Here is a 13,044-nt window from a genome sequence, read left to right as displayed (position 1 = left end):
CGTACCGTTGCCGGGGACGTACCTGCTTGAAGCAGTCAGGCGTCAGTCAGTGAAGGGGAGACGACGTGCCCGCGGACCGGTTCTCGACCGCGACCCGACTCAAGGCGCTCGGCGAGCAGGCCGCCGCCCGCGTCTACCGAGCCCGCCCGCCCCGCCGCAACCGCCTCACCGGCCGTGCCGCACTGCTGGCGCTGGTGATGTGCTCCCTGGTCGTCGCCCTCGCGTATCCCATAAGGCAGTACGTCTCCCAGCGTTCGGACATCGCCGACCAGCGCCGCAAGGCCCAGGACGCCGGCGCCGCCCTGGACCGGCTGCGCGAGCAGAAGGCCCGCTGGCAGGACCCGGAGTACGTACGCCAGCAGGCCCGCCGGCATCTGCACTACGTCATGCCGGGCGAGACCGGATACATCGTCCAGGACGGCTCCGGCACCGGCTCCGCACCGAAGGGGCCGCAAGCGGCGCAGCGCCCCTGGTACGAGAACCTGTGGGACACCGTCGACGCGGCCGACAAGCGGTAGCCGCGGCCTGCCCGTACCGCCGCCGGGCGGCAGCCCGTAATGTCGGCACGGGACGGCCCGCCCCGGCCCGCCGTCACCTCACCACTCACCTCACCGAAAGCGCACATGGACACCCCCCCGCCCCAGACCGAGCCCACCGAGCCCACCGACGCGGACATCGCCGCCTTCCGGGAACAGCTCGGCCGCCCGCCGCGCGGCCTGCGCGCCATCGCGCACCGCTGCCCCTGCGGGCAGCCGGATGTCGTCGAGACGGCGCCGCGCCTGGAGGACGGCACGCCCTTCCCCACGCTCTACTACCTCACCTGCCCGCGCGCGGCCTCCGCGATCGGCACGCTGGAGGCCAACGGCGTGATGAAGGAGATGACCGAGCGGCTGGCGGCCGACCCTGAGCTGGCTGCCGCCTACCGGGCCGCTCATGAGGACTACATCCGCCGGCGGGACGCCATCGAGGTGCTGCAAGGCTTCCCGAGCGCGGGCGGCATGCCGGACCGGGTCAAGTGCCTGCACGTCCTCGTCGGCCATTCGCTGGCGGCCGGGCCGGGCGTCAACCCGCTCGGCGACGAGGCCCTCGCGATGCTGCCGGAGTGGTGGAAGAAGGGGCCGTGCGTGACGCCCTGCCAGGACACCCCGGTAGCCCAGGATGCTCCCGAAGGAGACGCCAAGTGAAGCGGGTCGCCGCCATCGACTGCGGTACGAACTCCATCCGGCTGCTGGTCGCCGACGCCGACCCGGCGACGGGTGAGCTGAAGGACCTCGACCGCCGGATGCAGATCGTCCGGCTGGGCCAGGGCGTCGACCGTACCGGGCGGCTGGCGCCCGAGGCGCTGGAGCGCACCTTCGCGGCCTGCCGGGAGTACGCCGCGGTGATCAAGGGCCTGGGCGCCGAGCAGGTCCGCTTCGTGGCGACCTCCGCCTCCCGGGACGCCGAGAACCGCGAGGACTTCGTCCGCGGTGTGGTGGACATCCTGGGCGTGGAGCCCGAGGTGATCACCGGTGACCAGGAGGCGGAGTTCTCCTTCAACGGCGCCACCAAGGAGCTCACCGCCCGCGCGGATCTCGAGCGGCCCTTCCTGGTGGTCGACATCGGCGGCGGCTCGACCGAGTTCGTCCTCGGCAGCGAGTCCGTCCGCGCCGCGCGCTCGGTCGACGTCGGCTGCGTCCGGATGACCGAGCGGCACCTGGTGCACGGCGGCGACATCAGCGACCCGCCGGCCCCGGGGCAGATCGCGGCCATAAAGGCCGATGTCGCGGCGGCACTGGACCGGGCCGAGGAGACCGTCCCGCTGGGCGAGGCCGCCACCCTCGTGGGCCTGGCGGGCTCCGTGACCACGGTCGCCGCGATCGCGCTGGGCCTGGGCCAGTACGACTCCGAGGCCATTCACCACTCCCGGATCTCCCTGGCGAAGGTCCGCGAGATCACCGGCATGCTGCTGTCCTCCACCCATGCCGAGCGCGCGGCCATCCCCGTCATGCACCCGGGCCGGGTCGACGTGATCGCCGCGGGTGCGCTCGTACTGCTGTCGATCATGGAGCGGACGGGCGCCGGGGAGGTCGTCGTCAGCGAGCACGACATCCTGGACGGCATCGCCTGGAGCCTCGCCGGCTGAGGCATTGCGGGGTGCGGCAGAGGCCGGCAACGGGCCTCTGCCGCGTGGCCTTTCGAGCGGCGGATTGCCCGTCCGAGCGCCCTTCGGGGGGTGCCGGGAGGCCCCGCGGACGGGTCCGCGGAGAAAGTTCGTGAAATCCTTCACATGAAAAAGCCTCCCGTTGGACGAACAATCTGATCGTCCGACCCTCATTCGAAGGCTTCAGGGCGCCTGGACCCGGAAAATGCGCGGCTGCCGATGCGTGGGCGGCGCGCTCGCGCGGAGGGTGTTTCCTCCGCCCGGCGGGCCACAATCCCTGATCAACAGGGGTCTCCAACGCCTCGCGTAGCACGGTGGTTCCGGATTGGACTATGGCGTCGGTCACGAAGGCGGCGGAGTGTAGCAGATGCCTCCGGAGTGCTTGTGAAGGGGCTCACGAGCGACCCCCCATGTGGGGGTGGATACTCGATTGCATGAGCACCACGGAGCGTCCCAGGATCCTCGTTGTAGGCGGTGGGTACGTAGGCCTGTACGCGGCACGTCGCATCCTCAAGAAGATGCGGTACGGCGAGGCGACCGTCACGGTCGTCGACCCGCGCTCGTACATGACGTACCAGCCCTTCCTCCCTGAAGCTGCGGCCGGCAGCATCTCCCCCCGCCACGTCGTGGTTCCGCTACGACGCGTGCTCCCCAAGGCGGAGGTTCTCACCGGCCGGGTCACGACCATCGACCAGGACCGCAAGGTGGCGACGATCGCCCCGCTGGTCGGCGAGGCGTACGAGCTGCCCTTCGACTACCTGGTCATCGCGATGGGCGCGGTCTCCCGTACCTTCCCGATCCCCGGTCTGGCCGAGAACGGCATCGGCATGAAGGGCGTGGAAGAGGCCATCGGCCTGCGCAACCACGTGCTGGAGCAGCTGGACAAGGCCGACTCCACGACCGACGAGGACGTCCGCCGCAAGGCGCTGACCTTCGTCTTCGTGGGCGGTGGCTTCGCGGGTGCGGAGACCATCGGCGAGGTCGAGGACATGGCCCGTGATGCCGCGAAGTACTACAACAACGTGAAGCGCGAGGACATGCGCTTCCTGCTGGTCGACGTCGCCGACAAGATCCTCCCCGAGGTCGGCCCGAAGCTCGGTGCCTACGGCAAGGAGCACCTCGAGAGCCGCGGCGTCGAGGTCTACCTCAAGACCGGCATGGACTCCTGCGTCGACGGCCACGTGAAGCTCAACAACGGCCTCGAGGTCGACTCCAACACCATCGTGTGGACCGCGGGCGTCAAGCCGAACCCGGCGCTGGCCCGCTTCGGTCTGCCGCTCGGCCCGCGCGGCCACGTCGACACCGGGACCACCCTCCAGGTGCAGGGCACCGACTACATCTGGGCGGCCGGCGACAACGCGCAGGTCCCCGACCTGGTCGGGCGCAAGGCCGGCAACGAGAACGCCTGGTGCCCGCCGAACGCGCAGCACGCGCTGCGGCAGGCCAAGATCCTCGGCGACAACGTGGTGTCCGGGATGCGCGGCTTCCCGCAGAAGGACTACAGCCACGCCAACAAGGGTGCGGTCGCCGGTCTGGGCCTGCACAAGGGCGTCGCGATGATCGTCATGGGCAAGATGAAGATCAAGCTCAAGGGCCGTCTCGCCTGGTACATGCACCGCGCGTACCACGGTATGGCGATGCCGACGTTCAACCGCAAGATCCGGGTCTTCGCCGACTGGACGCTGGCCATGTTCCTCAAGCGCGAGGTCGTCTCGCTCGGCGCCATGGAGAACCCCCGCGAGGAGTTCTACGAGGCCGCCAAGCCGGCGCCGGCGCCGCCGACCGCCGCCGAGGCCGGGGACAAGACGAAGGCCAAGGCTTCCTGAATTTCCCGGTCGGGTACTCCGACCAGCCCGAAGGGCGTCCGCCATCCGTGGGGCGGACGCCCTTTGGCGTGTCCGCTCTGGCGAAAACCAGGCGGTTTGCGGTTCTCTTGCGTGTGAACGGGACTATCTGGGCGCCCCATTGGCGTTTACGTGGTGGGTGAAACTTCTTTGCCCGACTCGTCAACACGGAGGTGTGCGACATGGCCGACGCCGCTGGACGGCTCACCAAGCTCGCCGAGGAGGTGCTGGGAGCCCCGCTCCCCGTACGGATCCGCGCCTGGGACCGCAGCGAGTCCGGCCCGCCGGGGGCACCCACACTCGTCATCCGCAATCGCCGGGCGTTGCGGCGGCTGCTGTTCAAGCCGGGTGAGCTGGGTCTGGCCCGTGCGTGGGTGGCCGGCGACCTCGATATCGAGGGCGATCTCTACGCCGCGCTCGATGTGCTCGCCGGTCTGATCTGGGAGCGCGGCACCGACGCCCCCAAACCGCAGCGCGCCGCCGTGCTGCGCGCCCTGGCCCGTCCGGAGATCCGCGCCGCCGCCCGGGAGATGCTGACCCTGGCCGGCGTCCCGGTCCCGCCGACGCCGCCCGCGGAAGAGGTCAGACGCCGTCGTGGACCGCTGCACACCCTGCGGCGCGACAAGGAAGCCATCAGCCACCACTACGACGTCGGCAACGACTTCTACGCCTTGGTGCTCGGTCCGTCGATGGTCTACTCGTGCGCCTACTGGGGGCCCGCGGAGACCACCGGAGACGCTGTCGGCAGTCTTGAGGACGCCCAGCGCGACAAGCTCGACCTGATCTGCCGCAAGCTCGGGCTCCAGGAGGGCGCGCGGCTGCTCGACGTCGGCTGCGGCTGGGGTTCGATGGTGCTGCACGCGGCCCGCGAGTACGGCGTACGGGCGGTCGGCATCACGCTCTCCGAGGAGCAGGCCACCTTCGCCCGTAAGCGCATCGCCGAGGCCGGGCTGGCCGACCGGATCGAGATCCGGGTGCAGGACTACCGCGAGATCAAGGACGAGCCGTTCGACGCCGTCTCCTCGATCGGGATGGCCGAGCATGTCGGCCGGACGCAGTACGCGGAGTACGCCGAGGCGCTGTACTCCCTGCTGAGGCCCGGCGGGCGGCTGCTCAACCACCAGATCGCCCGCCGGCCGGTGGCCGACGAGGAGACGTATCACGTCGACGAGTTCATCGACCGGTATGTGTTCCCGGACGGTGAGCTGGCGCCGCTCGGCCGGACCGTCGGCCAGCTGGAAGAGGCCGGGTTCGAGGTGCGGGACGTGGAGGCGATCCGTGAGCACTATGCGCTGACGCTGCGGCGCTGGGTCGCCAACCTGGAGCGGCACTGGGACGAGGCCGCGCGGCTCACGTCCGTGGGGCGGGCCCGGGTGTGGCGGCTGTACATGGCCGCGTGCGCGCTGTCCTTCGAGCGCAACCGGATAGGAGTCAACCAGGTGCTGGCCGTCCGTACGCCGGAGCCCGGGGCCTCGGGGATGCCGCTGCGGGCGCGCGAGTGGCGCTCCGGCACCCACCGCGGCTGAACGCCGTCCGCCCACCCGCTGCCGTGACGGAGCGGGTGGGCGGGCCGGGGGCCGGAGACGGGGGCGTCATTCGGCCTTGATGGCCGCCAGCATGTTCAGCCTCGCGGCCCGGAACGCCGGCCACAGGGCGGCCAGTACGCCGACGAGCGCGGCCAGGCCGAGGAAGAGGCCCATCCGGGCCCAGGGCAGCACCAGTTCGTAGGTGGACAGGTGGGCGCTGATCAGCTGACCGACCGCCCAGCCCATGAACACTCCGAGCCCGATGCCGAGCACCCCGCCGAACAGCGAGATGACCAGTGACTCCAGCCGCACCATCCGCTTGATGCCGCGCCGGTCCAAGCCGATCGCCCGCAGCATGCCGATCTCCTGCGAGCGTTCGAAGACCGACATCGCCAGGGTGTTGATGACCCCGAGCACCGCGACGATCACGGCCATGGCCAGCAGGCCGTAGAGCATGTTCAGCAGCAGGGTGAACATCGAGGCGATGGCGTTCGAGACGTCCTTCTTGTCCGCGACGGTGACCGCCGGGTTCTTGCCGAGCGCCTCGACCAGCTCGTCCTTGTGCGCGTCGGTCGCGCCGTCGGCCATCTTGACCAGCAGCTGCTTGTCGCTGATGTCCTTCTGATGCGGAGCCAGCGTGCGGTTGTCCACGAAGACGCCGTTGAGCATCTGGTTGCCCTGGTAGACCCCCGAGACGGTCAGGGTGGCCGTCTTGCCGTCCTCGAACGTCACGGGGAGCCGCGAGCCGGCCCGCCAGCCGTTGCGGGTGGCGGTGTCCTCGTCCACCAGGACCCGGTCGCCGCGCAGGGTGGCGAGCGACCCCTCGCTGATGCCGGGCCGGACGAGCGAGCCGAACTGTGCGCCGTCCACGCCGGTCAGCTGGGTCGGCTGCCGGGCCGCGCTGCCGGTGCCGATCTTCGCCATGCCCTCCCGCAGCGGGGTGAGGGCGGTGACACCGGGCAGGTCGCGGACCTTCTTCTCCGCGGTGGTGGGCAGCTGCGTGTTGCCCTCCATCGAGATGGTGTAGTCGGCCTTGAGCGCGTCGACGGCCAGCTTGTCGATGCCCTTCTGCGTGCTGCCCGCGATCACCGTCATGCCGGTGATCAGGGTCAGCCCGATCATCAGCGCGGAGGCGGTGGTGGCCGTACGGCGCGGATTGCGCAGCGCGTTCTGCCGGGCGAGGAGGCCGGAGATGCCGAAGGCACGCAGGACGGGGGTGGCCAGCGCGATCAGCGGACGGGACAGCAGCGGCGTCAGGATGAACACGCCGACCAGCAGCAGCATCCCGCCGCCGCCCAGCATGATCTTGCTGGTGTCGTCGCCCTCGTACACGGAGGTGGCGACGACGACCGAGGCCGTGCCGATGCCCGCGACGAGCGCGCCGAGGGTGTTGCGGACCAGCAGTGACTTGGTGGTGGCGACGGCGTGCACGCTGTTCATCGCGGCGACCGGCGGAACCTTCGCGCCGCGCCGCGCGGGCAGCCAGGCGGCCAGCACCGTGATGAGGGTGCCGATGCCCAGGGCGGCGACGGCCGTGGAGGGCGAGACCACCAGCGGCCCCTCGGGGAACGTCGCGACGAAGCCGTTCAGCACCTCCCGCAGCAGTGCGGCGATGCCGATTCCGGCCACCAGGCCGGAGACCCCGGCGATCGCACCGACGAAGAACGCCTCGATCAGGACCGAGCGGGTGACCTGACGCCGGCTCGCGCCGACCGCCCGCAGCAGCGCCAGCTCCTTGGTGCGCTGGGCGACCAGCATGGTGAAGGTGTTGGCGATGAGGAAGATGCCGACGAAGAGTGCGACGGCGGCGAAGGCCAGCAGGGCGGTCTTCATGCCCTGCATGTTGTCGTCGATCACCTTGGCTTCGGCGTCGGCGAGTTCCTTGCCGGTGGAGGTGGTGGCGCTGTCCTTGGGCAGCGCCTTGCCGATCGCCTGCTGGAGTGCGGCCTGGGACGTCCCGGCCGCGGCCTCGACGTCGATCTCGGTGTATCCGCCGGACAGTCCGAACAGCTTCTGCGCGGTCCGGGTGTCGAACAGGGCCAGCGAGCCGCCGGCGGCGACCCGGCCGTCGTCGGTGGTGAAGATGCCGGTCAGCTTCTGCTGCCGGACCGGTCCGTCGGCGGATATCCGGACGGTGTCGCCGACGTGGTAGCCGCCCTTCGTGGCGGTGCCCGCGTCCAGCGCGAACTGGTCCGCGCCGGTGGGGGCCGTGCCCTGCTTCATCGGGTAGCGGGCGTCCTTGCCGTCCTTGCCGGGGAAGTAGTTGCTGCCGCGGCTCTGGCCCGAGCCGATCAGCTTGCCGTCCTTGTCGCCGATTCCGGTGTAGCCGGTGACGATGCCGGTGACGGAGGCGGCGCCGGGGAGACGGGACACGGTGTCGAGCGCCTTGCCGTCGAGCCGGGGGTCCTCGGCCCGGGTGCCGGGAGGCCCGTCGGGCGACGAGGGAAGCACGGCGACATCGACGTGGTCGAAGCTCTTCTGGGAGCCGGCACGGAAGGCGTCGGAGATGGTCGAGGTGAAGACCAGGGTGCCGGAGACGAAGGCCACGCCGAGCATCACGGCGAGGACGGTCATCAGCAGCCGGGCCTTGTGCGCAAGCACATTGCGCAAGGCGGTACGGAACATGGTGGGTCAGTCCTGGAGGAGAGGTCCGAGGTGAGGGTGGCGGCTGCCGGTCAGGTCGTACGGACCTTGGCGCCGGGGCCGGGGGGCCGGCCGGAACCCCCGGAGAGGTGCCGCATCCGCTCCAGCACCATGTCGGAGGTCGGGTCGGGCACGTCGTCGACGATCCGGCCGTCGGCGAGGAAGACCACGCGGTCCGCGTAGGAGGCGGCGACCGGGTCGTGGGTCACCATCACCACGGTCTGGCCCAGTTCGCGCACGGAGTTGCGGAGGAAGCCGAGGACCTCGGCGCCGGAGCGCGAGTCGAGGTTTCCGGTGGGCTCGTCGGCGAAGATGATCTCGGGCCGGGAGGCCAGCGCGCGGGCGACCGCGACCCGCTGCTGTTGGCCGCCGGAGAGCTGGGCGGGGCGGTGCTTGAGGCGGTCGGACAGGCCGACGGTCTCCACGACGCGGTCCAGCCAGGCGCGGTCGGGCTTACGGCCGGCGATGTCCATGGGGAGGGTGATGTTCTCCAGGGCGTTCAGCGTCGGCAGGAGGTTGAATGCAGTGCATCAGCGTCGACTTGCCGGACCCGGAGGGGCCCATGATCGCGGTGAACTGGGCCTGGTGGAAGGCGACGGAGACCGAGTCCAGGGCGACCACCTGGGTCTCGCCCTGTCCGTAGACCTTGGTGAGGTCCGTGGCGCGGGCGGCCGCCGCGGTGGTGCGGGTGGCGGTGGCGACGCCGGAGTGGGTGGTGGTCACGGGAAGGGGCTCCTGTCGGGACGAGGGGACCATCGGACGGCGAGGGCCACGAGGGCGGCTGCCGCGGAGGGAAGGGACGCTTTCCATCGTGGGCCAGCGCGGGGGGCGTGGACGTCAACCCCTGTGCCCGTCCTCGGCCACACCTGGGAGGTAGCCGTGCCGCGCGTGGTCATCCCTGGGGAGGAGACGGCCCCTGAGAGCGCTGCCGCGTCCGCAGTAGTCGGACGGGCGTGCCCGCGGGGGTGACGGGGGCGCTGAGACGGCGTCGAGTTTCCGTCAATTCGGGCACGGAATTGCGCGCGGGCGCGTCATGACGAAGGGGGGCTTCAGGCATGTGCCCAAGGCCTGTACCGGTCACTGATGCACCCTCAGTTGCCAATAAAATAAGACAACCTCGGGAAGAGCGGCCGATCTGTGTCGTGCGCTGCGGGCTACGCTCGTGCTGCCTCTTTGAGGTGGCATGGGGGAACCCAGGCCCGGATGGTGGAATGCAGACACGGCGAGCTTAAACCTCGCTGGCCTACGGGCCGTGCCGGTTCAAGTCCGGCTCCGGGCACTGCGCAGCCGCAGCTTTGAGACCTTGAACAAACAACCATATAGAGCCGAGGCTCATGCCGCCCGCGGGAACACGCCGCGAACGCATGAGCCTTTGATGGTGCGTAGGGCGAGTGTCCACGGGCGGAAAAGCCGTGCCGGAAATATCAGTGATTACCAAGTGAAGTGCCGCGATGACGGCACTCCGGGGAAGCGCCTCGCCTGTCTGCGGGGGAGTGCGGGTGAAGCCACCCGGCCGGTTGGGGGACCGTCAAGTCGACAGCGTCGCAGCGTGCTTCGGGAGTTTCGGACGGTTGTCGGCGACGGGCCGCCGAAGAGATGTTCGGCGGGACGCAGTTGCTTCGGCACCTTCGTGACGCGGCGGATGCCGCGCACGGTCATCGAAGGACGCACCCGTGACGCATACCCGAGGTAACTTGAATATTGGATTTTTCTTCCTCCGGTGTGGGCGGCTTGTGCGGCGCCGCGCACTTCCGTCCGGCGCCATCCGCCCGCCGGGGGCGGGAAAGCGTCGCGCTTGTTCTGTTGTCCGTGAGTGCGTTCGTCTTCTTCGCGCCGGGTTCGGGGCGGGAGGGGCGGCCGGTCCCGAGTGCGGCCGCGTACGGGAGCAGGTTGCGGCGGGGCGGAACCTTCGGCGGAGCGCACGGGGCTTTTCCGGTTTTCCGGGGTGCGTCCCTTCCGCCGGCGCGGTGGAATCCTCGTGAACGCGGCGGGCTTTCGGGAGTTCCGCGGCGCGAAAGGAAAGCACCGGGAATCGTCATGAATGCGCGGGGCCGTGGCGGTACCGACCGGGGTGAGCCGGCGCACTTTCCGGTTGCCGGAAGTATTTCGCCGGATGGTGCGGAGAATATGTTGCGGTGTGCGGCGGAGCCCGGGGACCGGTGATCCGGGCCGCTGAAGCGGAGTCCGGGGTGCCGGGTCGGTGATTTTTGCGTGCTGTCCGCTCAGCGGACGGATCGGAGGGGCGGCCGGGCCCCCGGCTCGCGCCTCGCGGCCCGCCGTTCAGCAGTGATCGCTGCGCAGTCCGTGCCTGCCGGCGACGGGGGGAGGTGCGGGTCCACGGTCTTCGAGGGGGCTTCGTCCGTCCGCGGCCCGCTGGTTTTGGAACAACGTTGCATATAAAAAAAGCGGAGCCGCACAACCCTTTATCGTCTCATTACTGCGCGGGTAATTCGGTCGAGCAATCCGGGGGCGGCCGGGTATCTTCGCGCGCGAGATCGTCTCGAATTCAACTTTCCGCGTCTCAGGTTCGCCTCAACTCGGGCCGCTCGCTTGACGTGTTTCTTGGATGCGACGATGATCCCCAAGGGTGGGATCTCGTCGGGGGGCGAAGAAAGCAGCGCCGCACGGACGCGGCGTCGAGGTTTCGGCCAGGTGTCCCCGGGATCCCTTTGGCGCACGTCGATGGCGTGCCCAAGGAAGTAAACGGGGGTAGAGATGACGGATACGCGCGATCGATGTCAGCTCGCGGGACTCGACGGACTTGTATGGGGCGGCGCCACTCAGCAGAGCGCGGCCGGCCTGGACCACCCTGAGACGGCCGTGCGGAGATCTCCGCGATTCGAACGGTGGGCGGCGGACGTCCGGCAGGTGACCGGGGCAACGCCCACCTCTCAGCGGCTCTCGCTCGGCTGGTCGGCCCTCCAGCCCGAGGGCCCCGGTACCTGGGACCGCGCGGCGCTCGACCGCTGCGACCGTGTCCTGGACACCCTGCTCGCCCAAGGCGTGCAGCCCTGCGTGAACTTGGTGCACATGGACCTGCCCGCCTGGCTGGACGCGGCGGGCGGATGGCTGGTCAGAGACGCCGCCCAGCGGTTCGCCGACTACGCGGGCGAGATGGGGCGGCGCTTCGGTGACCGCGTCGCGCGCTGGGTCACCGTCAGCGACATCGCCGCTCCGACGCTCGCCGACCGGGTGGCGGGGATGTTCTCGACGGAGCGGGGGGCGGGCCCGCAGGGGCTGTCGGCCGTTCACCATGCTCTGCTGGGGCACGGCCTGGCCCTGCGGGCACTGCGCGCCTCGGGTGCGACGGGTCCGGCAGGGCTGACCACCTCGCTGGTGGCGGCCTACCCCGCGGCGGACGACCCCTGGGACCGACAGGCCGCCGAACGCATGGAGTTCTGGGGAAACCGCTTCTTCCTCGACCCCCTCTTCTTCGGCGAACACCTCACCACGGAAACCGGTGACTCCCCGATAGGGGATCTGGGCTGTGTCCGGCCGGGGGACATGGAGATCATCGCGACCCCGCAGGACTTCCTGGGCGTCTCCTGGCATGCCCCGCACTGTGTCACCGGGCCCGAGAACCTCGCCGACATGTCCGACCAGTTGGCGTCCTTCGACGCCCTGCGGGATCTCAACCGGCTGCTGTCCCGGCTCGACTTCGCGGTGGTGCCGTTCCCGGACCTGGAGACGACCTCCTACGGCTGGTCGATATTCCCGGAGTCCCTGGCGGACGGACTGGCCGGCCTCCATGAGCTCTACGGCGCCCTGCTGCCCGCCCTGTACGTCACCGACCACGGGCTCCAGGACCAGGAAATCGTCGACGACCGCGGCCGGCCCGATGACGGCCGGCGCCGCTCCCTGCTGGCCGCCAAGCTCTCCTGGCTGCAGCGCATCATGGAGTCCGGGGTCGATGTCCGGGGCTACGAATACTGGTCCGTCTTCGACAACGCCGACTGGAAGCAGCGCTATGCGCGCCTGTACTCGGGTGGCGTGCGCGCCAGCGGCCCCGACCACGTCAGGCCGGAGATTCCGCAGCAGTGGGTGTGCCGGTTCGAGGCCGGGTCGAGTGCGCAGGGTCTCGCTCCAGGGGTCCAGGTCCCGTGAGGGGCGTCAGTAGGCCACGCCGCCATCGGCGCGGATCAGGGTCGCGTTGATGTAGTCCGCCTGCGCGGAGGCCAGGAAGGCGGCGGTGGCGGCCATGTCCTCTCCCCGGCCGGCACCGAGCAGGGACCGCCCGGCCTTCTGCGTCCGCAGGTCCTCGCCGAGCTCGGCACCCTGACCGGTGTCGAGCAGGCCGGGGGCCAGGACGACGGAGCTGATGCGGTAGCGCGCGTACTCCTGCGCCACGGTGTTGGACAGGCCCAGCAGGCCTCCCTTGCTCGCCGCGTAGGCGGCCTGGCCCGCATTGCCGAGGACCGCGGAACCGGAGGAGACATAGACCATGCGGCCGTACCGCTGACGCATCATCAGCCGTAGCGCGTGCTTGGTCACCAGGAAGCTGCCCCGCAGATTGACCCGCTGGACCGCGTCCCAGTCGGCCACGGGCATGGTGACCAGGGGCTGGTCACGGATGATGGCGGCATTGTGGATCACCGCGTCCAGCCGGCCCAGCCCGCGCGCGGCGGTGGCCAGCGCCTCGGCCGCGGACTCCTCGCCGATATCGCCCTGGCACAGATGCAGCCGGCCGGGGTGGCTCTCGTGCAGCGCCGTCAGTTCGTCCGTGGGCGTGCGGTAGTTGGCGAGCACCCGGGACCCGCCGTCGAGCAGCGCCTTGACGATGAGCAGGCCGAGACCGCGCCCGCTTCCGGTGACCGCGACGGTCCGGGCGCTCTCCGTGGTGCCCGCCGTCGGGTCCTGCGTGGTGTCCGTCATCGTGTCGCTCCTCTGT

Annotated in this window: 8 protein-coding genes, 1 tRNA gene and 1 pseudogene; 7 read left to right on the top strand and 3 right to left on the bottom strand. The window is 70.3% G+C overall.

Features of this window, described 5'->3' with window-relative positions; all coding sequences use genetic code 11:
• Positions 1 to 65: 65 nt before the first annotated feature.
• The 5 genes from K7C20_RS15100 (at position 66) to K7C20_RS15080 (ending at position 5,513) form a co-directional block, all read left to right on the top strand.
• Positions 66 to 518, top strand: coding sequence for an FtsB family cell division protein (locus tag K7C20_RS15100; protein ID WP_030080452.1), 453 nt, complete (start codon positions 66 to 68; stop codon positions 516 to 518).
• A 105-nt stretch (positions 519 to 623) separates the two neighbouring features.
• A complete protein-coding gene (locus K7C20_RS15095) occupies positions 624 to 1,184 on the top strand; it encodes a DUF501 domain-containing protein (RefSeq protein ID WP_030080451.1) in 561 nt (186 codons plus the stop codon).
• Positions 1,181 to 2,125, top strand: a complete 945-nt coding sequence (locus tag K7C20_RS15090; RefSeq protein ID WP_030080450.1) for a Ppx/GppA phosphatase family protein — start codon at positions 1,181 to 1,183, stop codon at positions 2,123 to 2,125. The genes K7C20_RS15095 and K7C20_RS15090 overlap by 4 nt, the downstream gene beginning before the upstream one ends.
• Before the next feature lie 452 nt (positions 2,126 to 2,577).
• Positions 2,578 to 3,969: an NAD(P)/FAD-dependent oxidoreductase gene (locus K7C20_RS15085; RefSeq protein ID WP_030080449.1), complete on the top strand. Its 1,392-nt coding sequence runs from the start codon at positions 2,578 to 2,580 to the stop codon at positions 3,967 to 3,969.
• Positions 3,970 to 4,169: 200 nt separating this feature from the next.
• Complete coding sequence (locus K7C20_RS15080; RefSeq protein ID WP_030080448.1) at positions 4,170 to 5,513, top strand: class I SAM-dependent methyltransferase; 1,344 nt, start codon at positions 4,170 to 4,172, stop codon at positions 5,511 to 5,513.
• Positions 5,514 to 5,579: 66 nt separating this feature from the next.
• Here the strand turns inward: K7C20_RS15080 and K7C20_RS15075 are convergent, their stop codons facing one another.
• Both K7C20_RS15075 and K7C20_RS15070 read right to left on the bottom strand, forming a co-directional pair.
• Positions 5,580 to 8,138, bottom strand: a complete 2,559-nt coding sequence (locus K7C20_RS15075) for an ABC transporter permease (RefSeq protein WP_053210059.1) — start codon at positions 8,136 to 8,138, stop codon at positions 5,580 to 5,582.
• Positions 8,139 to 8,188: 50 nt separating this feature from the next.
• A pseudogene (locus tag K7C20_RS15070) lies at positions 8,189 to 8,912 on the bottom strand (ABC transporter ATP-binding protein).
• 441 nt (positions 8,913 to 9,353) lie between these two features.
• Here K7C20_RS15070 and K7C20_RS15065 point away from each other — a divergent pair.
• Both K7C20_RS15065 and K7C20_RS15060 read left to right on the top strand, forming a co-directional pair.
• Positions 9,354 to 9,435, top strand: a tRNA-Leu gene (locus K7C20_RS15065).
• Between the two features lie 1,436 nt (positions 9,436 to 10,871).
• A complete protein-coding gene (locus tag K7C20_RS15060; protein WP_078953480.1) occupies positions 10,872 to 12,260 on the top strand; it encodes a glycoside hydrolase family 1 protein in 1,389 nt (462 codons plus the stop codon).
• A gap of 6 nt (positions 12,261 to 12,266) precedes the next feature.
• On the opposite strand, the gene K7C20_RS15055 is transcribed toward K7C20_RS15060, so the two are convergent.
• Positions 12,267 to 13,028: an SDR family NAD(P)-dependent oxidoreductase gene (locus K7C20_RS15055; RefSeq protein WP_048829325.1), complete on the bottom strand. Its 762-nt coding sequence runs from the start codon at positions 13,026 to 13,028 to the stop codon at positions 12,267 to 12,269.
• Positions 13,029 to 13,044: the final 16 nt, after the last annotated feature.

Source organism: Streptomyces decoyicus, from assembly GCF_019880305.1.
Lineage (GTDB): Bacteria > Actinomycetota > Actinomycetes > Streptomycetales > Streptomycetaceae > Streptomyces > Streptomyces decoyicus.
Note: the sequence above shows the minus strand (reverse complement) of the source record. Positions and strands in the feature narration are given on the sequence as shown.